Source organism: Pseudomonadota bacterium, from assembly GCA_036339585.1.
Classification (GTDB): Bacteria; Pseudomonadota; Alphaproteobacteria; order UBA8366; family UBA8366; genus UBA8366.
On record JAYZAS010000018.1, the window covers coordinates 40,838 to 67,366 of the forward strand.

21 protein-coding genes and 1 tRNA gene are annotated in these 26,529 nt (G+C 46.0%); 11 read left to right on the plus strand and 11 right to left on the minus strand.

Annotated elements, in window-relative coordinates:
- Positions 1-49: 49 nt before the first annotated feature.
- On the minus strand, positions 50-1,222 hold the full coding sequence (locus VX941_10670; protein MEE2933864.1) for a mandelate racemase/muconate lactonizing enzyme family protein: 1,173 nt from the start codon (positions 1,220-1,222) through the stop codon (positions 50-52).
- A gap of 135 nt (positions 1,223-1,357) precedes the next feature.
- Between VX941_10670 and VX941_10675 the strand changes: the two genes are divergently transcribed.
- The 7 genes from VX941_10675 (at position 1,358) to VX941_10705 (ending at position 9,092) form a co-directional block, all read left to right on the plus strand.
- Positions 1,358-2,233, plus strand: coding sequence for an acyl-CoA dehydrogenase (locus tag VX941_10675; protein ID MEE2933865.1), 876 nt, complete (start codon positions 1,358-1,360; stop codon positions 2,231-2,233).
- 19 nt (positions 2,234-2,252) lie between these two features.
- On the plus strand, positions 2,253-2,777 hold the full coding sequence (locus VX941_10680) for a 2,4'-dihydroxyacetophenone dioxygenase family protein (protein MEE2933866.1): 525 nt from the start codon (positions 2,253-2,255) through the stop codon (positions 2,775-2,777).
- A gap of 268 nt (positions 2,778-3,045) precedes the next feature.
- Complete coding sequence (locus tag VX941_10685) at positions 3,046-4,143, plus strand: Ldh family oxidoreductase (protein ID MEE2933867.1); 1,098 nt, start codon at positions 3,046-3,048, stop codon at positions 4,141-4,143.
- 11 nt (positions 4,144-4,154) lie between these two features.
- Positions 4,155-5,234: an Ldh family oxidoreductase gene (locus VX941_10690; protein ID MEE2933868.1), complete on the plus strand. Its 1,080-nt coding sequence runs from the start codon at positions 4,155-4,157 to the stop codon at positions 5,232-5,234.
- Between the two features lie 11 nt (positions 5,235-5,245).
- Positions 5,246-6,346 (plus strand): Ldh family oxidoreductase, encoded by a 1,101-nt coding sequence (locus VX941_10695; GenBank protein ID MEE2933869.1) that lies wholly within the window; start codon positions 5,246-5,248, stop codon positions 6,344-6,346.
- Positions 6,347-6,360: 14 nt separating this feature from the next.
- Complete coding sequence (locus tag VX941_10700; GenBank protein ID MEE2933870.1) at positions 6,361-7,734, plus strand: adenylosuccinate lyase family protein; 1,374 nt, start codon at positions 6,361-6,363, stop codon at positions 7,732-7,734.
- Between the two features lie 2 nt (positions 7,735-7,736).
- Complete coding sequence (locus VX941_10705; GenBank protein ID MEE2933871.1) at positions 7,737-9,092, plus strand: adenylosuccinate lyase family protein; 1,356 nt, start codon at positions 7,737-7,739, stop codon at positions 9,090-9,092.
- 25 nt (positions 9,093-9,117) lie between these two features.
- Here VX941_10705 and VX941_10710 read toward each other — a convergent pair.
- Both VX941_10710 and mnmA read right to left on the minus strand, forming a co-directional pair.
- Positions 9,118-9,194: transfer RNA gene (locus VX941_10710), tRNA-Met, on the minus strand.
- Positions 9,195-9,460: 266 nt separating this feature from the next.
- The gene (gene mnmA, locus VX941_10715) at positions 9,461-10,576 is read right to left on the minus strand and encodes a tRNA 2-thiouridine(34) synthase MnmA (protein ID MEE2933872.1); all 1,116 of its coding nucleotides are present in this window, start codon (positions 10,574-10,576) and stop codon (positions 9,461-9,463) included.
- Between the two features lie 138 nt (positions 10,577-10,714).
- On the opposite strand from mnmA, the gene VX941_10720 reads away from it, so the two are divergent.
- Positions 10,715-10,981: a hypothetical protein gene (locus VX941_10720; GenBank protein ID MEE2933873.1), complete on the plus strand. Its 267-nt coding sequence runs from the start codon at positions 10,715-10,717 to the stop codon at positions 10,979-10,981.
- A gap of 4 nt (positions 10,982-10,985) precedes the next feature.
- Here the strand turns inward: VX941_10720 and tenA are convergent, their stop codons facing one another.
- The 6 genes from tenA to cysE form a co-directional block, all read right to left on the minus strand.
- A complete protein-coding gene (tenA, locus tag VX941_10725; protein MEE2933874.1) occupies positions 10,986-11,669 on the minus strand; it encodes a thiaminase II in 684 nt (227 codons plus the stop codon).
- Between the two features lie 17 nt (positions 11,670-11,686).
- Positions 11,687-12,967: an outer membrane beta-barrel protein gene (locus VX941_10730; protein ID MEE2933875.1), complete on the minus strand. Its 1,281-nt coding sequence runs from the start codon at positions 12,965-12,967 to the stop codon at positions 11,687-11,689.
- Positions 12,968-13,208: 241 nt separating this feature from the next.
- Positions 13,209-13,544 carry a 2Fe-2S iron-sulfur cluster-binding protein gene (locus VX941_10735; GenBank protein ID MEE2933876.1) on the minus strand — a complete coding sequence of 112 codons (336 nt, stop codon included), beginning with the start codon at positions 13,542-13,544 and terminating at the stop codon, positions 13,209-13,211.
- Entirely contained in the window at positions 13,516-14,721 is a 1,206-nt protein-coding gene (locus VX941_10740; protein ID MEE2933877.1) for an aminotransferase class V-fold PLP-dependent enzyme, read from the minus strand. Before VX941_10740 ends, VX941_10735 begins: the two co-directional genes overlap by 29 nt.
- Positions 14,722-14,747: 26 nt before the next feature.
- On the minus strand, positions 14,748-15,857 hold the full coding sequence (locus VX941_10745; protein MEE2933878.1) for a cysteine desulfurase family protein: 1,110 nt from the start codon (positions 15,855-15,857) through the stop codon (positions 14,748-14,750).
- Between the two features lie 58 nt (positions 15,858-15,915).
- Positions 15,916-16,617 carry a serine O-acetyltransferase gene (gene cysE, locus VX941_10750; protein MEE2933879.1) on the minus strand — a complete coding sequence of 234 codons (702 nt, stop codon included), beginning with the start codon at positions 16,615-16,617 and terminating at the stop codon, positions 15,916-15,918.
- Between the two features lie 244 nt (positions 16,618-16,861).
- Between cysE and VX941_10755 the strand changes: the two genes are divergently transcribed.
- Positions 16,862-17,515 (plus strand): alpha/beta hydrolase, encoded by a 654-nt coding sequence (locus VX941_10755; protein ID MEE2933880.1) that lies wholly within the window; start codon positions 16,862-16,864, stop codon positions 17,513-17,515.
- An 18-nt stretch (positions 17,516-17,533) separates the two neighbouring features.
- On the opposite strand, the gene VX941_10760 is transcribed toward VX941_10755, so the two are convergent.
- A complete protein-coding gene (locus VX941_10760; GenBank protein MEE2933881.1) occupies positions 17,534-18,607 on the minus strand; it encodes an anhydro-N-acetylmuramic acid kinase in 1,074 nt (357 codons plus the stop codon).
- 66 nt (positions 18,608-18,673) lie between these two features.
- On the opposite strand from VX941_10760, the gene tyrS reads away from it, so the two are divergent.
- Positions 18,674-19,927, plus strand: a complete 1,254-nt coding sequence (gene tyrS, locus VX941_10765) for a tyrosine--tRNA ligase (protein MEE2933882.1) — start codon at positions 18,674-18,676, stop codon at positions 19,925-19,927.
- A gap of 24 nt (positions 19,928-19,951) precedes the next feature.
- Here tyrS and VX941_10770 read toward each other — a convergent pair whose 3' ends face one another.
- Entirely contained in the window at positions 19,952-23,296 is a 3,345-nt protein-coding gene (locus VX941_10770; GenBank protein ID MEE2933883.1) for an AsmA-like C-terminal domain-containing protein, read from the minus strand.
- 97 nt (positions 23,297-23,393) lie between these two features.
- On the opposite strand from VX941_10770, the gene VX941_10775 reads away from it, so the two are divergent.
- Positions 23,394-26,330: a bifunctional [glutamine synthetase] adenylyltransferase/[glutamine synthetase]-adenylyl-L-tyrosine phosphorylase gene (locus VX941_10775; GenBank protein MEE2933884.1), complete on the plus strand. Its 2,937-nt coding sequence runs from the start codon at positions 23,394-23,396 to the stop codon at positions 26,328-26,330.
- The last annotated feature ends 199 nt before the right edge of the window (positions 26,331-26,529 follow it).

Here is a 26,529-nt window from a genome sequence, read left to right on the forward strand (position 1 = left end):
AAGTTCTTTTTAAACTTGCCACCTCATTTGTGAATGTATGCACTGAGGGCTATGGTAACGCGTATTTTTCGACAACTTCCATATTGATCTCAATGCCGAGCCCAATTACATCATCCATAATGATATGGCTGTCCTTAAATTCCTTTATGGGCAAAGTGCAGAGCTGATCACGCAAAGGATTTTCTTGAGTCTTATTCCAATTACTTTGCATGTACTCGTATATGAGGAAGTTGGTTGCATACATAGCAAGATGCATAGACACAGTCATGATGATATTAGAGGACGATCCTGTATGTGGAGCATATTGAACACGAAATGCATTAGCCATATCAGCTATCTTCCTGGTTTCCGTGATACCGGCCGTGCGAGCAGCATCCGGCTGAATGATGTCAAGCGCATTCCGACGCAAAAACCGTGCGAAGCTGTTCTTATTGAAATCAGCCTCGCCAGAAGCAATCCGAATATCTAAATGGTCACGAAGATAAGCGTATCCATCGATATCATCGGGATAAAGTGGTTCTTCATACCAGTATAAACCAAGTTCATGGAGAGCGCGCCCAACCTCAAGTGCTGTTTTCATATCGTGGCCATAATTACAATTAACATCCGCCATTAGCATTATGTCATCACCTGCATGCTTGCGAATTTCCTCCACGGTCTTAATTTCTGCCCTCCAGTTCATGGGATCTTTACCAATCTTGATTTTCATGCTGTCAAAGCCATTCTCCTTATGCACATCAATTTCATCACGGAGAATTTCTATAGCACGCAATCGAAGTGACGACGCATAACACCAAAGTTTAGGGTTGGTTGCTCCCCCCAGTAAACGCCATACGGGCACTTTCGCGTGTTTACCCCAAACATCCCAAAGAGCACAGTCTATGCCGGCCATCGCTTCTTGGTAGAAGCCCATCACATGACCTCGATTTAACATGGTGCACCACATTATATCCCAGATAAGCTCGACATCACGCGGATCACGTCCAATCAGAAGCGGCTTTAGGGTAAGGCAGATGTCCCGAAGTGCTGTACCCGATAAACGTGTCATGCACTCACCTACCCCAGTAATTCCCTCATCAGTATCTACGAATACAAGAGTGGATCTATACGCCGCAAACACCACGCCTTCTACCTCTTCGGCGCGAGGGAAACCTATGGGCGCGCTAATTTTTTCTGTCATTGGAACTTCGAGCGCATATGCCCGCACGTCTGTTATTTTCATTTCATTCCCCGTTTGATATTTTATAACATGATAATAGAGATTACGCCGATTGCAACTTGCTCGACTCAAATTGTAACGAATAGCGTTATCGAACCACCTTAAGTTTTAGGGGGTGGCGTAATCGAGGGGATGAACATGACCGATAGGGAATTAAATATAGAACATTTAAAGACGTGGGTAGGGAAGACCGAAATACAGGAGGAACGCTCTTGTGAACAGCCAATTCACCAATACTATGGACTGTTAAATAAAGAGTATCGCCCGAGAGAGGGCGAGCCGATGGGCCCAATGTGCCACTATCTCTTTTTCAAACCAAAGGTAAGTCACGATGAAATTGATCCAGACGGACACCCCGCCCGAGGCGCTTTCATGCCACCAGTTCCCTTACCAAGGCGAATGTTTGCAGGATCTTTCATCAAGTACGAGAAGCCGCTAATTATTAGTGAGAGGCATAAAAAAGTTGCTGTTATCGAGGACATTACGCTAAAGGAGGGACGCTCTGGAGTTCTTGTTTTTTGTAAAGTGCGTCAGAATTTCTTTGGAAAAGATGGTGACCTGGCATTGAGTGAATTGCAAAACATTGTCTATCGTGAGGACCCACCAAAAGCTAGCTCTGTAAAAGGGGACCGTGCGATCGAGAAATCTTCTAAAACGTTGGACTGCGCCTTTAAGAAAACGATTACTCCAGACCCTTTAATGCTCTTTCGTTATTCATCCAGCACCTTAAATACTCATCGAATACATTACGACCGAAAATATGCATCTGAAGTGGAGGGATATCCGGGATTGGTCGTTCACGGTCCATTAGCCGCAAGCTTTCTAGCCGAATTAGCTTTGGAGAAAAACCCGGGCCAATTGTTAAGGACCTTCCAGTTTGAGGCTCGAGCTCCACTCTTTGACACTTCACCGTTTCAAATAGCTGGAAAACCGACCACTAATGGAATTGATCTTTGGTCTATAACGCCCGACAACAAGATAAGCACAAAAGCTAATGCCACTTTCGTTAATTAACATGAAAGGCGACTCCTAGATGACTGCACTCAAATTTGCCGACGCAGATATAAAAGCTATTAACGTTCCTTTACCCCCAGAAGCAAAAAAAGAGTTAGTTATTCATACTAACGAAGACGATGAAAGATTGTGGGTTCCCCGAGGTGACGGCGTTTGGTTTCGCCCACTTATGTACAACGTAACACAGGGATCATGGGTGAATCTTACGCGCGCTTCTAAAGAAGGGATTATTGGGCGACACCGCCACCCCGCACCTGTAACCGGCTTCACGCTCAAGGGAAGTTGGGGCTACCTGGAGCATGATTGGGAAGCCCGTGAAGGTACTTTTATTTATGAGCCTGCTGGAGAGACACACACTCTCATTGTTACACCTACCGAGGGTCACATGCTGACATTATTTCATAATTTCGGGCCTTTAATTATGGTGGATGAGAATGGAAACCAAACAGGATATGAAGACGTATTTACCCGAATTGAAAAGGTGAAGTCACATTATAAAAAAGCTGGAGTAGGCATGGATATTCTTGACCGTATAATTATGTAGGTTCTTGGTTCCAAATCTTATTGCGATGAGTTTAGTATTCTGCGTAGTTTTTTCTACGTGATGTGGGTTTGGAAACGACAAATTCTACGAATTTCGGATGGTTTTCATAAGTAACACGTAGCTATCTCGCGCTAATGTTGTACTTATGTCACTATCGCTTCGGTCAAAGCTATTGGGCTAGCCATTATTTAGTTACTGTTGTGATTAAGCTGCAACGCAAATATAGGCATAGCCTTTAGGACAAAACCAATTTTGAAAGGAGAAAAATTTGACCTTTCGTGTAGATGAAAATGATGTCATGTGGATCCCAAAAGAGGTGGTCCGCGAACAAATCGCGAATATTCTCTCAGCTTGGGGCATGCGTTCCGAACATGTTAAAACCACATCAACCGTCATGGTTGATGCAGACAGTTGCGGCATTGATACCCACGGTATTTCTATGATCCCGCCCTATGAAGACCGGAGGAAGCGGAACGTAATAACGGTAGATGCCGACATAAGTGTTGTGAAGGAAACGGCGACCACTGCGTTAATTGATGCGGGCGGTGGTCTTGGGTATGTCCCCTCCATTCTCGCCACTGAGATGTGTATTAACAAAGCGAAAGAACACGGTATGGCGGCGGTGACTGTTAAAGAGTCGGCTCATTTCGGGGCAACGGGCTATTACACCAGAATGATGGCAGACGCCGGTCTAATTGGAATAGCTACAACAAATGGCTCGGGTCCGCGCACTGCGCCAACCCATGGCAAAGACGGCAAGCTCTCAACCAACCCCATAGCCTTCGCAGCGCCAACTAAAAAAAATAATCCTTTCAGTTTGGATATGGCCACGACCACTGTTGCTGCCGGGAAGATTCGAAACAAATGGAATGAAGGGCAAAAGTTGCCCCTCGGCTGGGCTAGTGATGCCGACGGCAACCCATCTGATGATCCAGAAGTTTATATTAGTCGTGGCGGCACACAAACGCCTCTCGGCGGTACACCTGAAGGGGGTAGTCACAAGGGATATGGCCTTGCCGCTATGGTTGAAATACTCTCTGCTTCTTTCTGCGGAGCCAGTCTGGATTCTTCACCCAATCACGGTAACAATAAGCCGGGCTCTATGGAAATCGGTCACTTTTTCTTAGCCATTGATCCAACACAATTCTTAGAAGAAGGTGAGTTAGAAACTAGTGTGGATGAACTCATCGATTACCTCCATGCTACAAAGCCCATGAACCCTGACCAACCAGTTATGGTCGCCGGTGAACCAGAAAACGTGATTCGCATGGAGCGAGAGAACACAGGAATACCGATACCTCCAGGTCTACGTGGTCAGATCAAAGAAATAGCACGGCAGTCGAATGCCGCTTTTGTATTCGAATAGGGGAAAATGAAATGGGCCAAGATATGATGTACTATTCGGCAGACATTATTGAAAAACAAACAGCAGCTTTTCTGTCCTCCTTCGGAATGCCCGATGATTACGTTCAAATAACGGCCATGATTATGACCGATGCCGACAAGCGCGGCATCGACACTCACGGCATTGCTTGCATTCCCAACTACCACACGCGATCGAAAAATAATTGGATCACACTAGATGGGAAAATTACCACAGTACGTGATAACCCTCTGACAACATTGCTAGATGCGGGTGGCGGCCTTGGTTACCCTGTGGCCCATAAGGCAATGAATATAGCCATTGGTAAGGCTAAAAAAATGGGTTTAGCATCAGTTGCAGTGCGCAACTCAGCACATTTCGGTGCAGCCGGATATTACACCCGCATGGCTGCCTCAGAGGGTCTGGTAGGCTTCGCTTTCACGAGCACCTCGGCACCACGTGTCGTCCCGGCACTGGCTGCTGAGGGACGCCTTGGCACAAACCCTATTGCCTTTACAGCGCCTACCAAACGCAACAGACCATTCAATCTTGATATGGCTACATCTACAGTGGCCAGTGGTAAAATTCGTAATAAAGCGGTAGAGGGACAGCCGCTGCCCAAAGGTTGGGCTGTTGATGAAAATGGACAACCGATGATTGACGCGACGGAATATTTCAACGGCGCCAATATGACATCACTTGGCGGTACCCGGGAGATGGGCAATCATAAGGGTTACGGGCTAGGCGCAATGGTTGAAATACTTAGCGCGTGCCTCACAGGTTCGAGCTTGGTAATGTCTCCAGATCATGGCAAACGCAAGCCAGGTTCTATGGAAATAGGGCATTTTTTTATAGCTATAGCGCCAACTTTCTTTAGGGAGAGGGGCGCGTTTGAAGATACTACCGATCAATTGATTGATGAACTTCGGGCTACCAAGCCGGTTACTCCTGACCAACCAGTAATGGTGGCGGGTGAACCAGAGGATTTGGTCGAAGAAGAGCGCGCCAAAACCGGAATTCCGATCCTGCCAGGATTGCGCGAGAAACTGAATGACCTAGCTGCCGAAACCGGCACAAATTTCTATCTAAGTTAAGGACGTAGGGTATGGCTGAGCTCGGTGGAAAAGGTGAAGTTAAATACTTTTCGGAAGAAATACTCCGCAAACAGATTTCCGTTCTCATGCGGGCTTGGGGTATGCCGGAGGATTATATCTCAACCACCGCAAAAGCTATGGCAGACGCGGATGCCTGCGGCATAGATACGCACGGTATTTCGATGCTCCCCCCTTATTTTAGACGCCAGAGAGACAAACTTATAACCATCGATGGCCCGGTTACGATTGTTAATGAAACACCAGTGTCAGCACTTATTGATGGTGGAGGTGGACTTGGCTACGTGCCAGGAGTAACAGCCACCAAGCTGGTAATCAAAAAAGCAAAAAAGATAGGAATGGCTTCCGTGGCGGTTAGGAATTCAGCTCATTTTGGAGCCGCAGGCTATTACACCCGAATGATGGCTGGTGAGAGCTTGGTGGGCATAACCACAACCTCTGCAGCGCTTCGAAAAGTAGCACCCACATTCAGCAAAGATGCTAAATTCTCAACAAACCCAATTGCCTTCGCCGCTCCTACCAAGCGTAACAAAACTTTTAGTTTAGATATGGCAACCACAACGGTTGCGGGCGGCAAAGTGCGGAACAAATATAATGAAAACTTACCACTACCCATCGGCTGGGCTAACGACGCAGATGGTAAGCCAACCACGGATGCCAAAGTTGTTATTGAGGAACAAGGCGGCACGCAGACCCCACTTGGTGGCACCCGCGAATTGGGGAGCCATAAAGGCTATGGCTTGGCCGCTATGGTAGAAATTCTATCCTGCGCATTTTCCGGTGCAAAAATAATGGCGAGTGATAGTGATACGCAAAAGGTACCAGGTAGTATGGATATTGGGCACTTCTTCCTCGCCATAGACCCAAAGATTTTCAACCCTGACATTCCGTTTGAAGAAAGCGTAGATCAAATGATCGATGATCTTCATGCATCTACACCGATCGATCCTGATCAACCGGTGTTGGTTGCCGGCGAACCGGAAGACATTATGCGGGATGAGCGCAAACAAACAGGCATTCCTGTTCCGTCGGGCTTACGCAGCGCTATCGAAGATGTTTGCCGGGAGAGTAATGCGGAGTTTTTATTCATCTAAAAGAAAGCTATTTCATGCCCATATCTGCCATTGACAGCATCTATTTTGGTCATATGTTTGCATCTTCACGAATGTCCAAAATATTCTCTGATCAAGGGCGTTTTGAAGGGTGGCTGATGATGGAATCGGGCTTGGCACGCGGCCAAGCACGGGTAGGCATGATACCGCAGGAGGCTGCCGATGAGATTACGGAAGCTGCAAAGATTGAAAATATTGATACGGATAGCATTATTGCAGCCTATAAGGAAAAAGGTGCTCGCATTATCCCGCTAATCCACGCACTAGTGAGCAGAGTGAGTGAAGAGACGGGCCGTTATGTTCACTGGAGTAGTACGACCCAAGACGTGATCGATACGGGACTTGTACTCCAATACCGTCAAGCAATCGTAATTCTCGAAGAGCTGCTAACAAAACTTGAGGATGTACTGGCCGATCACTGCGAAACTCACCGTAATACCTTAATGCCAGGACGAACGGTCATGCAACAAGCATCCCCCGTTTCGTTCGGGCATCAAGTTGCAGTCTGGCTATCGGAAATTAACCGCCATCATGATCGGTTAGATCAAATAAAACCACGGTTCCTTACCTGCCAGGTTACCGGGGCAGTGGGTAATCTAGCAGCCGTAGGGAACCATGGTATTGCCATGCGCAAAGCAGTTGCCGAGGAGCTGGGTCTAAATGCGCCTGCTATTGGTTGGCATTGTTCGCGCGACCGATGGGCAGAGATGGCTAGTTTATTGGCGATGATTGGAGCAACTCTTTCTAAAATTGGTCAAGAAGTTGGACTATTGGCTCACACGGAAATCATGGAGTTAGCTGAAGCTCACGTGGCAGGCCGTGGTGGTAGTTCCACCTTGCCACAGAAGCGCAATCCCACCCTATGTCAACCATTGATTGCTGCAGGCCGTATGCTACGTGAGCGCGCTGCACTCAATATCGATGCTATGGTCGCCGAACATGGGCGCCCTGTCGGAGCAGCACAAATCGAATACACACTTTTGCCCGAAGCATTCACTTTATGCGGTGGCGCGTTAGAAAACACACTGAAACTTCTGAGTGGGCTAAAGGTAGAAAAGGAGCGCATGCGAAAAAATCTCGACATGGAAGGTGGTGCAATAATGTCGGAAGCCGTGATGATGGGGCTTGCCACTTATATCGGGCGAAATGAAGCTCACCATGTTGTCTTTGATGCATGTGCTCGGGCCAAACAAGAGGGGCTAACACTCAAGCAAGCCGTTATGAGAGACCCGCTAATAGAGGGCAAATTGAGCGAAGCTCAGATAGATGAGCTGATCGATCCAGCAAACTATCTTGGCGTCACCTCTGAAATGATCGACGAAGTAATGAACGAAGTAAAAGCTTCACGCAACGCTCGGCTAGAAGGCTAATCATGGCGACTACTTTGATTGATTCCGATTATTTTGCTGGCATGTTCACCAGCTCGCGCATGAAAGAAATATTCTGCGATGAGGCACGTTTCCAAGCATGGCTCGATGTAGAAGCAGCACTAGCGCGTGCCCAGGCTCGACTTGGGATCATTCCCGAATACGCCGCTGAGAAAATCACCGAGGCTGCGACTATGGATAATATCGATATCGCGGCCATGACAGAACATTTCAAGGTGTCTGGATTTCCAATCCTACCAATAGTTAATCAGCTCAACAACGCACTCGACGACGAGACCCGCCGCTATTCGCACTGGGGAAGCACTACACAGGATATTACTGATACTGGCCAAGCACTCATGCTTAAAAATGGCCTTTCTCATTTGGAAAAAACTCTAATTTTAGTAGAGGATGCGTTGATTGCCCTTTCCGAGAAATACCGTGATACGGTGATGGTAGGACGCACTATGGGCAACCAGGCCACCCCGATTACTTTCGGCTATAAGACCGCCATCTGGCTCGCAGAATTTCTTCGCCATCGTGAACGCCTAAAAGAATATCGTCCTCGTATTGAAGTCGGGCAAATTGCCGGCGCCGTCGGCACGAATGCGTCACTAGGGAGCCGGGGGCTAGAGGTGCTATCGGAAACTATGAAAGAGCTCGGTCTCGGCGAAGCTCCGATTACGTGGCATGTTTCCCGCGATGGCTGGACGGAGGCGACCTTTCTACTTGGCCTTATTGCGGCCACTTGTGCCAAAATCGCTGCTGAAATTGGTCTCCTCATGCGAACTGAAATTGCTGAAGTTAGCGAACCCTATGAAGCTGGTCGGGGTGGTTCCTCTACGTTGCCGCAAAAACGCAACCCTATTATCTGCCCCACAGTCGTCGCCACCGGGCGAATGGCAAGGGAAAAAGTTGGCCTCGCCCTCGATTGCATGGTGGCACAACATGAGCGCGACGTTGGTGGGGGTCATCTGGAATGGACACTTCTACCAGAAACTTTTGTTCTAACGGGCGGCGCACTAGAGAAGATACTGGAACTTTTGCGAGGACTTGTAGTCGATAAAAAACGTATGTGCGATAATCTAGAGCTTACAAGGGGCCTCGTTATGTCCGAGGCCGCCATGATGGCGCTCGCCCCTAAAATCGGCCGCGACAATGCCCGTGAGGTAGTGCAGGATGTGTGCAACGACTGCATCGATAAAGGCATTATGCTTGCCACTGCCTTAGAAACCCATTCACTGATTTCAAAGCATCTTGCGAAAGAGGACATTGCGATCATTCTTGACCCAGCTAATTATCTAGGCACCGCACCTCAGATGATCGACCGTACAATCAGGCTGGCACGAGAGTCACGATAGGGCAACCATTTCTATTGCTAGTTACTGGTGGCGGAGCAGGGATTTGAACCCCGGACACATGGATTATGATTCCACTGCTCTAACCAACTGAGCTACTCCGCCAACCAAGTTGTAGAGCCGTAGCAAATACTGCTCACCTCTTCTGCTGTCAAGCGTACTAATTTTCAGGAGAGCACAAATGACTTCACCAAATCACAATATCCTTATTTGCAAAACGTTTACTTTTAAAGGATCAATGCCACATAGAATGAGACTGGATAGGATGATAATTGTTCGCAAGCGATTACAAATTTTCTTTTTGACAGCACCGGTCAACTCGATCGGAAAATCGACCGAACGATACAAAGCCGGCCCACCAGAAACAATGATTAATGCCTTTTTATCCATCCTCCGCCCAACACTCTCTCATTCCAGTAAAATACGCAGGCCTGACCAGAAGCTATGCTGAATTGTGGCTCGGAAAAATGCACTTCTGCTTGCTTACCTGGAAGTAATTTGACCGAAGCCGGCACTGGTTCCATAGCTGATCGAAACTTTACCATCACCTTTTTAAGCCGACTTATTTCATCTGACCCTACCAGCAAGTTCACCTGATCAATTCTGATTTTTGGAACCGCCAAGGCTTTGCGAGGACCTACAACTACGCGCTTTTCTTTTGGTTCGAGGCGAATAACGTACAGTGGTTCCGAATTCGGCCCTCGCCCTCCAATATGGAGACCGCGACGTTGACCAATAGTAAAACCTATTATCCCGTTATGTCGCCCAAGCACACGGCCGTTACAGTCTACAATATCCCCGGGCTCTATTGATTCTGGCCGAAGTTTTTCAACGATATTGGCGTAGGAGCCATTAGGAACAAAACAAATGTCCTGACTATCGGGTTTTGCTGATACGGAAAGATCAAACCGTTCAGCGTGGGCACGTGTTTCTCCTTTCGGCAACTCACCTAGCGGAAACCGAAGATACTCCAACTGCTCCTGAGTTGTAGCAAAAAGAAAGTAACTTTGATCCCTTCCTTTGTCAGATCCTTGATAAAGCTCTGCTCCATTTGGACCGCCAACCCGCCGAATGTAGTGCCCAGTTGCTAAAGCGTCAGCACCGAGTTCACGGGCCGTTGAGAGAAGATCTCTAAATTTTACAGTTTGGTTACATCTCACGCACGGAATGGGCGTCTCGCCTGCAACATAGCTGTCCGCAAAATCTCGCATTACTGATTCTTGGAATTTAGTCTCATAATCTAGCACATAATGCGGTATTCCAATTTTGTCTGCCACATCACGAGCATCATGTATGTCTTGACCGGCGCAACAGCTACCCTTTTTGTTTATCGCTGCCCCATGATCGTATAGCTGCAGGGTAATGCCTATGACATTATAACCTGCCTCCGACAAAAGAGCGGCGGTTACGGAAGAGTCAACTCCACCTGACATCGCCACCACAATCTTACTATCTTTGGGCTTTTTATTTTTTATTAAACAATCCATCGTTTAAATATAGGCTTTTCGAATTTAAACGCAATTATGCTCGTTTTTAAAAACTGGCAAGCCTTGCTTTACACTATTGACCTCAGAACTGCTATCCGCAACATTGAAAAACAGATACCTTATTGAGAGCCTCTCTGAATGACCGACATAATCGGCGAAAATATCCTTTCCACGAATTTCTTTTCTTTTACACCTATTGCGCGGGCCGCGGGTAACGGTGCTTTTGTTTCGGCAGAAGCAAGGGCGCTGAGCTTCGCATCGGATAATGCTGGTCGAAATTCTGCCTCTTTTGCAAGAGGAAACCCACGGATACAACCCCAGTTCATTGCCTTTGACCCAAGTGGCCGGCTGGTTGGCAGTCAAGTTTCACAAATAAGAGGTACAATGATTGATATTACAACATAGAAAGTCATAAGCCGCCAGTTAACCCCATCTGCCAGAACTCAATTTCAAGTTTAGTTGCTATTTGAAAATTTTCAGCAAGAGCATCAAATCTGCTGTTACCACCATAACGCACCGCTAAATTGTCAAGTTTCTTTATTGCTGCCTGTCCAATCGCTTGGTATTCCTTGCCTGAATACATATCAATCCACTGATTATAGGGGTTATTGCGACGCTTAGTTAACGGGCCCTCTACAAGCCAAGAACCTATTTCTGCATATCCTACTATGCACGGCGCTAAAACCACTTGTAAATCTAACAAGTCCCCGACCATGCCTCTCTCAAGCACGAAACGCGTGTAGGCTAAGTTAGCTGGGGCCTCTTTCGTATTTGCTAATGCTGTCTCAGTTATTCCCCATTTATTACAGTAGTCGATGTGCAATTTCATTTCATAATCGGCAAGCGCGCTCACTGCAGCTGCCGCATCTCGTATATCTTCAATTCGGTCGGCTTTATAAGCCGCAAGTGCATGAGCTCGGGAAAAATGTATGAGAAAAATATAATCCTGTTTGAGATAGTAACGAAAAGATGCCTCTGGGAGAGTTCCATCACCTAACCCCGCTACGAATGGGTGACGGGTGTATGCCTTCCATATATCCGGACAAGTTTCTTTTAATCGATGAAAAAAGGAAGGGCGGTCAATCACTGGCATTTCGGCAAAAGATATTGCTAAATTCCATACCGAAGACCTAACATTATATCATGACTCCGAAGACCGCCGCGGTCGAAACGACGATTCGTATTTCCGCCGGAACCAAGAGCCGTGCGCAAACTTCCTGAATCGATGTACCGATAGGCGAAGTCTACAAGCCAACGCGGAGATACTCTGTAGCCTGTCCCTGCCATCAATGAATAGGCAAAACCTATTGACGCATCTGACTCATACGTTTGTGAGACGCCGTTAAGCGTTGTGCTCACTTCAAGCTCATTTTGAGAAACTCCCAAACCCAGGCCTATAAATGGAGAGAACTTTGATTGTATTGGAAAATCGTAAAAACTATTTAGCATAAAGTTTACGCTGCTGATTTCGGCCGTTCCCGCCTGTGCAACCCCACTGGTTCGATTTGTTGTAGTTATGTCGGTGTCAGCCTTCATTCTATAGGTGAACTCGAACTCATTCCTTACAGGCAACCCATATGACGCCCAACTAATTCCTAAAGCACCACTAAACACACCAGAAGTAAGCGGTGCATCTGTTTCGACATTATGGGACGCCGCTGGGTCATCGAGATCTAACGAACCGTCACTGGCAAAGAAAGACCCACTTTTAAGCGCAATGTAGGGGTCCATGCGCGCAGAGCCAATGTTACCTGCCATTGCCTTGGTACGTATTGATGTAGGAAACTTCTGAGGTGTTTGAGATGTAATATGGCCGGATGCAACCTTGTTTACCGATGTCGGCACCTTAGACAAAACTGATTGAACTACCTGGCCTTTCATACCGCGGACCGTATTACGAATAACGATTGCTTTCGATGGCAGCATTCTTGATTTTTTTGGCACAACGTCAAATGCTAGCCGATGCCCATATTTACCACTCGGCTTCAATCCTCTAATCCAACGTAAGCCGAGTTGTCTTTTTCCTTCTATTAACAAAGACCCGCCACCTCCCGCAGCAGGAACGAATTCTATTCTGTCAATATTTTTGCTCCTCAAGTATGTGTAAGTATTACGGGCCTTCCACTTAACTTTTGGAATTACAATAGCAATAGTTTTTCCATCTGGACTTGTATCATACTTTACATTTACTTGATCAGTAGTATCGAGAACAACGCGTGAAAAATTCGCATGCTCGCCACTTCGAAGTTGAGTGACGCTAACATTCGCATTGGCGGAGTAGTTTTCACCAACGGAAGCTTCCGCAACTGGAAATAACCCCAAAATACACGCTAGCAAGCCACCGACCAGACTGCTTAAAAAATATTTCACTGCGATGCGCAGTTTAGTCAAGCACAGATATGTAAACAAAATTGAACCACCCACCATATTTTGTATCTCGTCGCTTAATACATACAAAATATTAGCTAGCGTGGGAAAAGCGGTCAAATCGAGTTATATTTTTATTGACCGTATTTCATAGAAAAGGCCATCTCTTAATGTTTACATCTCTCGATGTTTACGAAGAAAATCATGCCAACCGACTGATTTTATACTATTAAAATAAAGTTTTCTTAGACTTCAAAGTAGAAAGCTAGTCTTCAAAAATTAAATTACTCTTTCGGTGTGGTAATTGCAGGGTGAGACCATTTAATGCCTCAATCATTCTAAGTTGGCATCCGAGTCGGGAAGTTTGGGTAAGGCCTGTAACCAAATCAAGCAACCCTTCTTCCTCCTCACAGGGTGCTGGTAATTTTGAAATCCACGCCGGGTCAACAATCACATGGCAAGTAGAACAAGCCATCTGCCCTTCGCAAGCTCCTTCCATGTCTATACCATTACGATGCGCTATATCTAATACCGAACACCCCTCTGGCGCATCCACTTCCTGAGCGTCGCCTTCAGCACTGAGAAATACTATTTTGGCCATTATAATTTTTCTCATAAGTCTGAGTAATATTTCTCAGAGATAGCACCGCCTGAATAATTTCTTCAGCAGCAAAAATCACTTCTTTTTCAACTGTGAACCTGCCAAATCCAATGCGAATAGCATTGTGCAATAGACGCTTCTCAACACCGATCGACTGCAAAACATGGGATGACGCTACTGAGGACGTAGTGCAGGCTGATCCCGAGGACAGTGCTATACTCGGCAAACGCATCATTAAATCCTGTGCGTCTATGTCTAGAAATGATAAATTTAGATTTCCAGGAATGCGTCTTTCGAGGTCCCCGTTTAATTTTACATCATTTAAACTATCGAAAATTTGCGCTAAAAATTGGTCCCTTAAGTGCCTAATTCGGTCAGCTTCTTCAGAAATGTTTTCCGAACCTAAACGACATGCCTCCCCAAAACCTATGGCAAGCGGTGCAGGGACGGTACCAGAGCGCAATCCACGTTCCTGTCCACCACCATCTAATAATGGTTCAATTTTGATCTTTGGCTTCTGACGAACGTACAATGCCCCAATACCCATTGGTCCATAGAGTTTGTGAGCGCTAATACTGAGCAAGTCTATTCCCATCACGTTAACGTCAATGGGTATTTTTGCAACAGCTTGCGCAGCATCAGTGTGAAACAACGCACCGACCCTCGCGCACAGACTTGCTATTTCCGTTACGGGCTGAATCACTCCTATTTCATTATTGACCATCATAATCGAAACAAGTGCGGTGCGCTCACTCAATGCATTTTCCAAAAGGTCAAGATCAAGCAAGCCGCTCTTTTCAACTGGAAGGTAAGTAACGGTGAACCCCTCTCGTTCCAACCGAGCGCAACTCTCCAGCACACATTTGTGTTCAGTTGCACAGGTGACGACATGATTACGGCCAGATGAAATCGCCCGTGCAGTCCCTTTCACCGCTAAATTGTTGGCCTCCGTTGCGCCAGACGTGAAGGTTATCTCATTCGGCTTAGCGCCTATCAGTTTAGCTATATGAGCTCGTGCGTCCTCAACTGCCTGTTCAGCTACCCAACCATAAGCGTGATCACTGGAATGCGGATTGCCAAACATCTCGTGAAACCATGGCAACATAACATCGCGAACGCGAGGGTCCACTGGCGTTGTCGCTTGATAATCAAGGTAAACAGGTTCATCTGTTGTCATATTAGGCCACCGAACTCATTCTTCGATCAAGCAGCATCAACTTGCCGTTTAATCATTTTTAAACTCGACACCCAGGCATCTACGAAACGCGCCATTTCCTCTTCTTTTGTTTCAAAGCCAATACTTACCCTTATAGATGACGCTGACATACTTTCAGATAATCCCATCGCTCTCAGAACGTGGCTAGGGCCCACCTTTCCAGATGAACAAGCAGAGCCAGAGCTAATAGCAATCCCTGAAAGGTCGAGGGCTATTACCTGAGTTTCTGCCGATACTCCGTCAACCCCAAATAAACTCGTATTCACCAAACGGGGTGTTTTGTGTCCGTGGATTACAACTTCCGGTGCCTGTTCAAGGATGGCCTGCTCCATTCCATTCCGAAGCTTGGCAATATGGCCTGCCTTATTCAGCATCTCGTTTACATGCATTACCGCTGCACCAAAACCAGCGATGGCCGGGACGTTTTCGGTGCCGCCACGGCGCCCCCGCTCTTGACCGCCGCCATTCATTGTTGATGCAATCTCGATCCCAGGGGCTAGAATCAACGCACCGACACCTTTGGGCCCACCTATTTTGTGCGCAGACAGCGTCATCATATCTACGTCTAACTCGTTCATCTTTAGCGGAATTCGGCCAGGTGCTTGAACGGCGTCACAATGAAACAATGCTCCATAATCGTGCGCAATACCCGCTAACTCAGCAATAGGCTGAATAACACCGGTCTCATTATTGGCCAGCATAACCGAAACCAGCACAGAATTCCCGTTACGTCGCAAAAGAGTCTCGAGACACTCCGGACTAACAAGACCATCCTGGTCAACAGCAATTTTTTCCACATGACCCACAGCCTCAAGAACCGAATGATGTTCGACGCCTGAGACGAAAACCCGCCTACATTTACTGCCAGCTAACGCTAATGTGTTTGCTTCGGTGGCACCGCTAGTGAAGATAATATTTTCATGCGTTACGCCAAATGAACTGGCGATTTGACCACGTGCTTTCTCTACCATAGCGCGAGCACGTCTTCCACTGCTGTGAATAGATGATGGGTTGCCTGAAATGTCCAAAGCTTCGATGACACAACGTTTTACCGCAGGCCTCATTGGTGTTGTTGCGTTGTGATCAAGATAAATCATCGTTGAAGAACCACACAAAGTTCGGCTAAATAGTGCCAATGAATTTTTAATATGATGTTCATTTATTTTTTTTTATCTTTTTTTCCAGAGCTTCCTCTAGCAAATCAATTCGCGCCTGTAAGTTTGCAACATGCTCAACTAATCCCTCTAACGATCGCACTAGTGGATCGGGAAGCTCGCCGAGTGGTGTGCCATAAGGCCGAAAAACCTCTGCAACATCAATATCTTTGTGTTCCACAACCCGAGCCGGAATTCCTACAACTGTAATTGCTGCGGGCACATCTTGCGTAACGACAGCATTTGCACCAATGCGCGCTCCGGCCGAGACATTTATCGGACCCAAAATTTGAGCACCTGAACCAACAATAACCCCATCGCCCAGTGTTGGGTGACGGTTCCTTTCGCGCTGACTTTCTGAGTTAATCGATGGAGCAATTCCTCCTAAGGTTACAGCCTGATAAATTGTTACATCATCACCAAGTTCCGCTGTCTCACCAATCACTACGCCCATGCCGTGATCAATAAATAAGCGCTTGCCTATTGAAGCACCCGGATGAATTTCTATTCCCGTCAAAAATCTTCCAAATTGGGATATTAACCGCGCTAAAAACCAAAAATCCCGCTGCCATGCAAGGTGAGCGAAACGATGTAAAACCACGGCGTGGAACCCAGAATAACAGAAAAAAACCTCAGCACGCGAGCGAGCCGCAGGATCGCGCTGCATCATGGCATCAATTTCATCACGAATAACTTTGAACATTGGCCTATGCACTAGTGTTCCGGTGTAGTTCAGTTATTTTTCACTTAAGCAAACAAACATGCTAAACTGACTCTCTAACTTTAACAAAAAATTTAATTTAATCCTGATAACAACAACTGGATATATAATCCTCGACTCCGGGGGTCAAGATTAGCCAATTATACATGCGAATGCACTATTAACGTAACAATATGACGGCATTGATAAACTTGTATCAATACCGAGGAGAATAAGAAAAAACATCATGCCCGAAGTTATTATAAATGGACCTGAAGGTCGTATCGAGGGGCGTTATCGCCACAACAACAATGCAGCCGCTCCTATCGCGCTTTTCTTGCACCCTCACCCGCAACATGGCGGCACAATGAACAATAAAGTTATCTATACATTGTACTATATGTTCGTGCGTCGTGGCTTCTCTTGTCTTCGTTTTAATTTTCGCGGCGTGGGACGATCACAAGGAACATTCTCCCGCGGCGAGGGGGAACTCTCTGATGCTGCAGCTGCCCTAGATTGGCTCCAAGAGTATAATGAGAATGCAGGTCAGTGTTGGATTGCCGGATTCTCCTTTGGTGCTTGGATCGGAATGCAGTTACTGATGCGTAGACCTGAAATAGCGGGATTCATTTCCATAGCTCCACCAGCCAATATGTACGACTTTAGCTTCCTTGCTCCCTGCCCCTCATCTGGAATTATGGTAACAGGCAGTAAAGATGACATAGTGCCGCCAGACTCGGTTGAAAAACTTGTTGAAAAATTGCGTCAACAACGGGGCATACGTATTGACCATACTACGATCCCAGGAGCTAATCATTTCTTTACAAATAAAATGGAACAGCTGGAAAAGGAAGTTGCAAGCTATGTTGATGAACGTCTTCTCAGTGGCACAGACGACTAAAAGGTTTCTCAGTTTAATCTATCGTCTTCCCTGAAACAGGCGTCCGCCAGTCAAAGGTGTGGACACACCCGTCGTGCTAGGCCAGCTTATTGGCAGTTTATACTTCGACCTTAAAGCTAAAAAAGCAAATGCTTCTGCCTCCAGCAGATCGCCATTCCATCCTAAGCTTTCCACCCTAGTACAAGGTAACTCTAAAGTTGAGTTTAAAAATTGCATAATAGTGGTATTCTTTCGTCCTCCACCCGTAACCAGCCACCTCAGCGGATCTCTTGGGAAAAATTGAGTCGCAAGCTGAACCGACTTGACCGTGAATTCAGTCAAAGTTGCTGCGCCATCTTCTAATGACAAATCCGCTATAGGATCACAATTAAAAAAATCTCTGTCTAGTGATTTGGGAGGCCTTCGACTAAAATACTCGTTATTCAGCCAATCGGTAACAAAATCAGTGTGTGAGATACCTTGTGCTGCCCACCGACCATCTTGGTCATATGCAATGCCAACTTTCCTATGCATCCAGTCATCAATGAGAGCATTAGCAGGCCCAGTATCAAAAGCTAAAATGCTACCGGTGTCACCCAACCAGGTCACATTAGCAACGCCACCAAGATTAAGAATGGCTAATGGTTTTTCTATGCCTTTGCACAAGGCATAATGATAAGCAGGAGCGAGAGGAGCCCCCTCCCCACCTGCGGCCACGTCAGCACTGCGAAAATCACACACTACGTCTATGCCAGTAACATTGGCCAATTGAGCGCCATCCCCTAATTGCCATGTGAAACGGTGCTCTGGTTGATGACATATGGTATGACCGTGGAAGCCAATTAAACCAACTTGTTTTGGCTTTACACCGAGCCCATCCAAAAGCAATGATACTGCATTTGCATGGAGATCCGTCAGTTCAGTTTCTATGGACTGGATTTTGGGGTCATGGGTAGTAGAACCTAGACATGCCCGCAAACGATCTCGAAATTTACAGTCGTAGGCCAGTGACATGCCACCTAGGTGACCTTCTATCCGCTCTCCATCGGTTTCGATTAAAGCGACATCTATACCGTCTAGAGACGTGCCGCTCATGAGTCCAACTACCAACATAGATAGATTATACCATCATTTTTGCCACTCGTTGTCGGATTCTGTTGATTGTGCTAAATGGCACACATGGCTGAATTTACATCTACATTTCTCAAACGTGCAAAATCACGGGGTTATATCAGTGACTGCACTAATCCTAGCGGGCTAGATGCTCTTGCTACAAACTCTTCAATTACTGGGTACATAGGCTTCGATGCAACCGCAGACTCACTTCACATTGGAAGCTTGGTGCCAATTATGTTACTGCGTCTTTTACAACAAACGGGCCACAAACCAATCGTGCTTGTTGGCGGTGGAACGACTAAAGTCGGTGACCCATCTGGCAAAGACGATAGCCGCAAATTACTTACTGAAAAGGATATTCAATCAAATATCGACAATATTAAAGGAGTTTTTGAGCGATTCCTCTCGTTTGGAGATAACCCAACGGACGCAATTCTGGTCAATAATGCAAACTGGTTGGATAATTTACAGTACATACCTTTTTTACGCGACGTTGGGCGCCATTTTTCAGTTAACAGGATGCTCGGCCTTGATTCTGTCAAGCTTAGACTCGAGCGTAAACAGCCACTAAGTTTCTTAGAGTTTAATTACATGATTATGCAAGCATATGATTTTGTGGAGTTGTCGAGAAATCATAATTGCCAGCTTCAAATGGGCGGCTCAGATCAATGGGGAAATATAGTAAGTGGCATAGAGCTCGGGCGGCGTCTTGACGGTAAAGAACTGTTTGGCCTAACAACCCATCTGATAACGACCGCAAGCGGCTCTAAAATGGGTAAAACTGCCGAGGGGGCTATTTGGCTCAACAAAGAACGTCTACCACCTTACGAATTTTGGCAATTCTGGCGAAATACCGAGGACACAGATGTAGCCCGCTTCATGCGGTTATTCACTGAATTACCGGACACCGAAATTGCCGAATATGAGAAACTCGAGGGTTCAGACATTAATGAAGCGAAGTCGGTTCTCGCAACTGAAGCAACGGCGCTATGCCACGGTCGCGCGGCAGCTATAGCAGCCTCTGAAAGTGCTCGTAGAACGTTTGCTGAAGGTGGAATAGGGAATGACCTTCCGTGTATTTCGCTTAAGAAAGAAGAATTAATAGATGGACTTCCAGCATTTGTACTTTTTACTAGGGCAGGTCTTGCAAAATCCAACAGTGAGGCACGAAGATTGATCAAAAGTGGCGGTGCAAAACTAAATGGTAAAAAGATCAGTGAAGAACTTGCTCAAATTACAACCATCGACATCAATCAAGACGGAGTAATAAAGCTCTCAGCGGGCAAAAAACGTCACGCCCTTCTATTACCAAGATAAAATTAAACTCTAGACATCGTTCAATTAGGGTGCGCTGTCGGTATTAGCATTCCCGGTTTTCCCTTCTAAAGGGGCCGGAGCATCTGGATCACCAATCTCGGCATCGAACACTCCTAAGAATTTTCTCAATAAACCTGGAGCCAACGCAGATAGGGGGTTCACTGAAATATCTGGATCAGCGAGTGCGCCCTTAACTGAATAGGTGGCTGCGAACAAACCCTCATCGTCCCCACCTGTAAGAATAGGCCCAAGAAGAGGAATTTGTCCAAGGATGCGGTTCAATGTGTAGGCTGGTATTAAAGCACCACCAAAATCAGCGATATCATTTTTTAGATTTAAAGTGCCCTCGGTCGTTATCCCAATTGAAGATCCAAAAGTACGTGTATTATCCAATCGCAAAAGTTTTGATTCGTAAGCATAACGGCCTTCAAGTGTATCGAACTCTACCCCCTCTCGATCAAATGCATCGACAATGCCGGTCAATGAGGCAACCTGAAATATTCTTGCGAACAATGGAACTTTTCGGAGCCGATACTTACTGACAGTAAATTCGCCCTCCATCGGTGCGTTTAAACTCAGCCGCTTACCTTTTATCTTAAGTTTTCCCCCACTTACGTTCTTGGCAATATCGAGTGCTTTGAGCGACGCTCCAAAATCATCCGTTTCTACCGATAATTTGTACCCTATCGAAAACGGCTGATAATCTATCAAAAGTTTAGCCCCTTTACCCACACCACCAGACAACTTGAATTTTTGTATGCTATTGTTATCAAACCTAAGTGAGAGATCCACGCCATGTAATCGCCGTTTGATGCCCCAACTTAATAATCCAATGCTGGCGTTGATGTTTAGTGCAATAGATTGTTTTGTATTTTCCGCCAAAGCCTCATCTTCAAGCCTTTCCATAACATATTGAACATCAAGTCTATCAAGTCCTAACGTCCCGGCATATACTCCATCATCCTGACAAACGAGTGCTCCATCAACTGTGTTGTTAACAATTGTCAGTTTATTGAATTTTAGTTTCCACCTTTCGTCCGGCGCTGAATGCATCTTAAAGTCTGCGCTACCAGAGGAATTCTCACCTGAGAATTCAGTGCTGGCAGATGTTACAATCCCATTTTGATCGAACTCAGCCCGCACTTGTGCCACAGCGCTCGTTCCAACTTCTTTAGCCAAACCGAATTCTGGCCAGTCGAGCGACGCTTTGCTGAAATCGATATTTCCTTTCAACTTTCGGATTCCATTTTTATGGACTGCATACTTTACATCGGCACTCATAGCCCCAGTCATTATGTTTTTAGTCGAAATACCCAGTCCTTCAAAAGCGGCTGCGTCTAGGGAAGCGTTAAGGCTATAATCGCTTTTTATTTTGTGTTTTTCAGAAAAAAACTCGCGCCAGACGATCTGAGTTGCCGCTCCATTGATTTGCGCTGGCCCTCTTACGGACATTTCATCTTCAACCATCTTAAATTTGAACTGACCATCCCGAATGTCGAGACCAAATGGCCCAGGAGCGAAAGCAACATCTTTGAGGGTGGCACTTGATCGAACCCTCAGCTCATCCCTATCTACGTTCGTATCAAGTGGGAAATCCATTCTAAGTCGAATTGCCGCTGATCCACTTACATCTCCAGCTGATAGACCGAGTTCCCGAATATAGCCCAAAGGCCTATGGTCAAGCACTTCGAGTGCAGTCCGGAGCGGTCCACGCATGACAACATCAACAGAAATTTGCTCATTGTCAGTGTCGAGCTTGTACATATTCACCTGCGCCTGATCAATTTGAATATCACGCAATTTACCGCTAGAAACCACCATATCGAATCGTTTGTCAGAGAAGGTAGCAGTACCGCCCGCTCCCTCAATTTTTGGCAGTGGCGACCAGTACGCGACTTTAAGATCCTCATATCGCATTGTGCCTCTTACACTTGACGCCTTAAATTTATTCAAGTCGTTGTCTGGCATCCAGCCTATTATTTGTAGATTCGTCTCCCGCGCAAAGCCGTTACGTATATTTCGTGTGACCCAGCGACGGGCAGATTTAGCTAGTTGTTTTGGCCAATAATTTTTCAGCCCTTCGAACGGTAAATCAAACAGGTTTGCATTTATTTTGAGCCGTGCCTCACCACCAATGCGCTCCGCCTGTGCTTCTGCTTCAATCTTAGGCCCACCAAAATCAACAATTGCTTCTGAAAGCTCAATTTTTTCTAAACCATTACTTAAAGTACCTTTTAACCGAACCTGTTTAATTTTGCGTGACGATTTCCACAAGTGCGGGATTTCTAGTGCTCCGCTGCCTGAAGCAAGGTTGAATTCTAACTCGCTAATATCACCATTTAAAGTCGCCCTGCCTCCAACGCTGCCATTGAGATTAACCTGTAATCCAGCCAATTTTTTTAGCCACGATACACGTTTAGAAACCTCAGCCACATTGATCCCTTTAAATCGAGCTAACCCAACTATATTACTTTCACGGGGGTCTATCTCAAATTCTCCTTCAATCTGTCCCACCGGTGTCGCAATATTTCCACCAATTTTTGTAATGGTGCCATTCTGGGTGCCACCAATAGCGACCTCCCCGGTGACAAGCATATTAAAGTTGACCAAATCGTTGAGGCCACTTACCGATCGAGCTACGAGGGAGGGGTTTAAATTCTCGAAACGAGTTCGGGCCAAGAACTCGCCTGTCCGTCCTTCATATACAAATTGGGCAAATAAATTTGCGCGACGTTTGTTAGCTTCTATGACGATCGCAGCATCAATCTTTAGGCCTGCAGCCTCTCGTAACATTACAATATCAGCACGAGGAGAATGCCAGATTATTCCTGCCAACCGATCATCGAAGGTTAACTGGGATTGAATTATGTTCACACGTTTTAAGTAGCCGAGTGGCCCATCAGTTGAACCATACTGGCGCGACAACTCGCGAGCCGCGACTTTTAAAAGCCCCCCAATATTTTGGGCTTTTCCCTCTTTCGGCTGCAAGTCCACTGTAAGTACACCATCTGGAAACCGTGCGATTGAGCCTCGCAGTAAGCGAATTCCTAAAGTAGCCACTGCTAAACGCCCCTTAAGTATGGCGCGCATTGATAGCCCGATAGAGACTTGCGGCAGACTCACCAGCAATTTCCCATCGCGGCTAAAAATCTCAATATTTCGAGCTCTAATATCAACTGGACGACGCCATCCGTCCCAAATGAGCACGGTTTCGTCGACACGCACAACGTAGGACTTGTCAACAGCGCTAAAATTGCGTTCGATAAAAGGCGTAGCAAAATTTAGAGACAGTGGTGAAGTTGACAACCGCCAAGCCAACAGAGCAGCTAGAATCAGACCGCCTAGAAGGAGGCCTAAAAAAATTTTCATAACTATTTTAATGCGTCGTTGCGACACAGCTATTTGCCGAATTGTTAGGTCTAAAGCAATAGCACTGCGACATTCGATTGCATAGGGAAACCAGCAGTTGACAGAGAGATTTTCAAAATTTTTTGGATCTATAAAAAAGCTTCCATCTGCAGGACGTATTCGCAAGGCGGAGGCTGGTATAGATAGGTGGCTTGCTCAGGCCTCAGAAGAGGACGCTGCATTTCGGCAATACCTTGTTAAACATGACGGTGGCAGTTTCCTGAGAGCAATCTTTGGTAACAGTACATTTCTAACTCAGTGCATTATGAGCGAGTCCTCTTTATTTTTTCAAATTCTGGAAGAGGGCCCGGAAGCTGTCAACAATGCCATCATTAATGCAATAGAAGTTGAGATCGGACAGGAAAACAATCTTACAAATTTAATGTCAGGTCTTCGCCGCGCTAAGCGACAAATTGCGATGTTGGTTGCAATATCAGATATCGCAGGTCTTTGGTCTATCAATCAAGTTACTTCAACCCTCAGTCAATTTGCCGATACTGCTATCAACATCGCCGTTCGGTTTGGACTTCGTCAGCTTTCAAACGCAAAAGTACTGCAGATATCAACCTCAAAAACCCCGGAAAAGGCTGGCGGATACGCTATTATCGGCGTGGGAAAGCTTGGAGCGCAGGAACTCAACTATTCAAGTGACGTTGATTTAATAGCGATCTATGACCCAAGACACGCCATAACATATCAACCGGACAAACTTAGTCGCGGGATGGTTCGGCTTACAAGGCTCATAATAAAAATTTTAGAGGAACGCACCCAAGACGGATATGTTTTCCGAACTGACTTTCGAATACGTCCTGCACCGGGCTCGAATCCTCTGGCAATACCAATCGATAGCGCTATCGGGTATTACGAGAGTATCGGACAAAATTGGGAACGACTAGCGATGATTCGCGCCCGGCCAGTTGCTGGGGACACTAGGGTTTGTGCAGATTTTATTATACGTATCCGGCCTTTTGTATGGCGACGAAATTTAGATTTCGCGGCCATACAGGATATTCACTCAGTCAAAAGACAGATTGCCGCCTTCCGTGGGGGAGATAAGATATCCATAAATGGACACAATATCAAAGTGGGGCGTGGCGGAATACGGGAAATAGAATTTTTTGTTCAAACACAGCAACTCATCTGGGGCGGACGAATTCCCGCACTCCGTAAACGCGACCTAATTGAAACACTGTATGCCTTGGCCGCAAAAAACCTAATATCGTTGCAAATATCTAAAGACCTTTGCAAGGCGTACGTATTCCTTCGCCATTTAGAGCACCGCTTGCAGATGGTTGATGATCGGCAAACTCATAACATACCAAAAACTGACGAAGGAATTACAGCAATTGCTAAGTTTGCCGGTTTTCTTGACGCAACGTCATTTAGAGAAAAATTAATAGAAACCCTCAAGACAGTGGAACGTCATTACGCAAAACTATTTGAAAGGTCAAAAAATCTAGGGGCTGAGGGTAATCTTGTTTTTACCGGGGTAGAGGATGATGCGGATACTTTGGTGAATTTGCGTAAGATGGGTTTTTCTGATCCAGAATCCATATCCGAAGCGGTACGCAACTGGCATAGGGGGCAATATCGTGCAACACGCACGGAACGCGCCAGACAGATTATTACCGAATTAATGCCTCACCTACTGAAAACATTTGGTTCACGCACTCAACCCGACAGGGTATTCATGCGATTTGATGCTTTTCTAAAAGCTCTTCCCAGTGGAGTACAAACATTGTCAATGTTTGCCAATTCACCATCAGTGTTAGAGCTTGTTACAGATATTATGGGAAACGCACCAAAACTCGCAACACGACTAAGTAAAAATCCAGGTCTTCTTGACCATGTGCTTTCCCGGGATTTTTACTCGCCACTTGGTAATCGCAAGAGCTTAATCGAAGATCTTTCCACAAATCTACAGCAAGCAACCGACTTTCAAGATCAACTCGATATAGTCAGACGTTGGACCAATGACAAAAAATTCCAAAATGGAACGCAGTTATTACTTGGTGCTGTAAAAGGGCATGAATGCTGCGAGACGCTATCCGATATTGCAGAGACAGCTCTGCAAGCAATGACTGAATGTGCAAATAACAAATTTAGCAAAACACATGGTTCTTTAGAGGCGGGCAGCATGGCAATTATAGCATTTGGCAAACTAGGCGGCCGCGAGCTAATGCAGGGCTCCGACCTTGATTTGGTTTTTGTTTATAATTACTCACCATCAGAAACGAGATCAAATGGGGCAAAGCCACTTGATGCCAATATCTACTTTATGCGCCTAGCCCAAAGAATAATCACAGCTCTATCCGTGCTTACCAGAGAGGGAAGACTTTACGATGTGGACACCAGACTGCGTCCGGATGGTAAAAGAGCGCCTATTGCAACACGTATTCTATCATACGAACAATACTACGCGAATTCTGCATGGACATGGGAGTATATGGCCTTAAGTAAGGCGAGAGTCATTGTCGGACCTACTGATTTGTCAGTTCGATTGGAAACAATGCGTCATGCGGTTCTTTCTCAAGAACGAGAAAAGACCAGACTGGTTAGCGACGTACTTGAAATGCGTAACCGCATATCACTCGAATTTCCTGGCCGTAATATTTGGGATATCAAACATAGGCCGGGTGGCCTTGTTGATGCCGAGTTTATCGCTCAATATCTTCAATTACTTCATGCAGCTGAATGTCCAGAGGTCTTATCACCCAACACTATTCATTCTCTTTATCAATTGCACGAGCATGGGTTTTTGAATTCAAGAGCTGCGAATGAGATTATCGGAGGACTTACGTTTTGGTACGACTTAGAATCTACACTTCGAATCACAACGACTGAAGGCGTAGAGAATAAATCACATACCACAGGCCCGCAGAAATTATTGGCACAAGCGGGGAACACAACTAATTTTGAGGAGCTAGTCGAAAAAATGCACGACACAGCTAATTTAGTCCGGAGGCATTTTAATGACCTTATCCGTATTTCTTAGACAGGACCATCTAGACCAAACAAGATTGTTATATTTTGTCATTGAGTGGGCAACACCGTTCCGTTAATTAATGAAAGGTGCAACTGAATTCATTAAAAAGGATCACAGAAATTTTTTCATTATCAGGCCCAAATCCTTTGAAAGGGTGCTTAGGCAGAACACGGATATATCTCGGTATCCACTAAAAGTTATCGGCAGC